Genomic DNA, 2,274 nt, shown 5'->3' on the forward strand with positions numbered 1-2,274 from the left:
ATTTCGCCGCCTCGCCAAGCGCGGCGATGGTCGTGGTGACGATTTCGGGATGCGCCTTGGCGAAATCCTTGTTGGCGAGGAAATAGGTGTTGACCTTGAGCACCTCGCTGGAGCGGGCCAGCACACGCGGCTGGTAGCGGGTTTCGGCGATGGCAAAGAACGGATCCCAGACCGCCCAGGCATCGATCTGGTCGCTGGCGAAGGCGGCGGCCGCATCCGCCGGGCTGAGATAGACCGGCGTGATCTGATCGAAGGCGACACCTGCCTTTTCCAGCGCGGCGACGAGAAGATTATGCGCACTGGTGCCCTTGCCGACGCCGACGCGCTTGCCCTTGAGGTCGGCGACCGCCTGGACCGGCGAGGCCGGCTTGACGAAGATCGCCTCGCCTTCGCCATTGGACGGCAGCGCCGCGGCATAGACGATGTTGGCGCCGGCCGATTGACCGAAGATCGGCGGCGCGTCGCCGGTCCAGCCGGCATCGATGGCACCGACATTGAGCGCTTCGACCAATGGCGGCCCGGCGGTGAACTCGACCCACTTCACGGTGACGCCCTTGTCGCCGAGCGCCTTCTCGATCACCTGCTGCTGCCTGGCGATCACCGGCAGGCCGGTCTTCTGGTAGCCGATGCTGAACTGCTTCAGGTCCTGCGCGGCGGCGCCGAACGACAGCACCACTGTCGCGGCCACGAGGCCAATGCCGAAAACGCGTCTCGTCAGATTGAACATGATCCCTCTCCTTCAATGCGCGCGGCAGGAAATGTCCTCACCGGTTGGAAGATGGATCAGGCTAGGTAGTTCTATAAATTTAGTAGAGAAATAATTTTGCGAGATGATTGTGACGGGCGGAATTTTTTTCTACGGCACCTATACCTTCGTCATCCTAGGGCGAAGCAAGGAGCGAAGCGACGCGGCGCAGACCCTAGGATCCATGCCGTGACTTTGGTCGTAGAATGCGACGGATCAGAAACGACGCTTACACGCTCACTCACCCGGATTACGCTTCAAACATGACCGGCTATGTCTACATGACCGCAAGCCAGAAACGTGGCACTATCTACATTGGCGTCACCAACGACCTCGGCCGCCGTGTACCCGAGCACAAATCTGGCCAAGGCTCAGGCTTTACCAGTCGCTACGGCGTGCAACGCCTTGTCTGGTACGAAGAGTATTTCGACATCACTGATGCGATCCAACGTGAGAAGTCCCTGAAACGCTGGCCACGCCAATGGAAGATCGAGCTGATCGAGAAAGCTAATCCGGAATGGTTCGAACTCTTTCGCGGAACTGGGTGGTGAGCCGTTTTTGCACCGTTGCAACGCACCACAGTCGCGGCATGGATCCTAGGGTCTGCGCGCGTCGCTTTGCTCCTTGCTTCGCCCTAGGATGACGAAGACGTGGAGGCTAGCGCGAAAGATCGCTAACGCTATGCGTCGGTGCGCCAACCGCCAGCCACTCACTGCGACCAGTACTGCCAGGCCCAATAAAAGCTCTCGTCGCGCGGCGGCAGGCGGTCGTGCCCGGCGCGGAGATGGACCGGCGCCGGCGAGCGCAGGCCGTCCTCCTTTGCCGCTTTGTCGTCGGCGGCAAGGCCGAGCAGCCAGGAGCCGACATGAGCAAACAACACGGCGGTGGAATGGGTCATCGTCATTCTCCTCTTCCGATCATTCACGCCCCGCCCACGGGACGAGCACGCGCTCGATCCGGCGGATGGTGAATTCGAGCACGAAGGCGATGGCCGCGATCACCAATATGCCCATCACCACCACGTCGGTGACGAGGAATTGGGCCGCGGACTGGATCATGAAACCAAGGCCGCGCGTCGCCGCCACCAGTTCGGCCGCGACCAGTGTCGACCAGCCGGCGCCGAGCGCGATGCGCAGGCCGGTCAGGATCGAGGGCAGGGCGCTGGGCAGGATCACGTGGCGGACCACCTGGGCGCGCGTCGCGCCAAGCGAACGCGCGGCGTTGATGCGCTCCCGCGAGACGCCGCGGACGCCCGAGGCGGTCGACAGGGCGACCGGCGCCAGCATGGCGATGGCGATCACCAGGATCTTCGACGGCTCGCCGATGCCGAACCAGATGATGACCAGCGGCAGATAGGCCAGCGGCGGGATCGGCCGCAGGAATTCGAGCAGCGGATCGAAGATGCCGCGCCCCACCGTGCTGATGCCGATGGCGAGCCCCACCGGCACACCGACCAGGATGGCGGCGGCCAGCGCGGCAAAGACGCGGCCGAGGCTGGCGACGACATGCTGCAGCAGCGTCGCGTCGAC

The 2,274-nt window shown here is 63.4% G+C and carries 4 protein-coding genes; 1 reads left to right on the top strand and 3 read right to left on the bottom strand.

Annotation, left to right across the window (positions count from 1 at the left end):
* Positions 1-727 (bottom strand): aliphatic sulfonate ABC transporter substrate-binding protein (locus EOA36_RS33685; RefSeq protein WP_127281039.1); only part of this gene is annotated, 727 nt, incomplete at its 3' end.
* A gap of 281 nt (positions 728-1,008) precedes the next feature.
* Here EOA36_RS33685 and EOA36_RS33690 point away from each other — a divergent pair.
* Entirely contained in the window at positions 1,009-1,296 is a 288-nt protein-coding gene (locus tag EOA36_RS33690; RefSeq protein WP_127281040.1) for a GIY-YIG nuclease family protein, read from the top strand.
* 158 nt (positions 1,297-1,454) lie between these two features.
* On the opposite strand, the gene EOA36_RS33695 is transcribed toward EOA36_RS33690, so the two are convergent.
* On the bottom strand, positions 1,455-1,643 hold the full coding sequence (locus EOA36_RS33695; RefSeq protein ID WP_127281041.1) for a hypothetical protein: 189 nt from the start codon (positions 1,641-1,643) through the stop codon (positions 1,455-1,457).
* 19 nt (positions 1,644-1,662) lie between these two features.
* The coding region (locus tag EOA36_RS33700) for an ABC transporter permease subunit (RefSeq protein ID WP_127281042.1) at positions 1,663-2,274 on the bottom strand (612 nt) is incomplete at its 5' end.

Origin of the sequence: Mesorhizobium sp. M8A.F.Ca.ET.021.01.1.1 (assembly GCF_003998025.1) — a bacterium.
In the GTDB taxonomy this organism is placed as follows: domain Bacteria; phylum Pseudomonadota; class Alphaproteobacteria; order Rhizobiales; family Rhizobiaceae; genus Mesorhizobium.

What these genes read in the sequence shown, in the direction of transcription:
- EOA36_RS33690 (WP_127281040.1), top strand. Translation starts at nt 1,009, where the DNA reads ATGACCGGCTATGTCTACATGACCGCAAGCCAGAAACGTGGCACTATC.
- EOA36_RS33695 (WP_127281041.1), bottom strand. Translation starts at nt 1,643, where the DNA reads ATGACCCATTCCACCGCCGTGTTGTTTGCTCATGTCGGCTCCTGGCTG.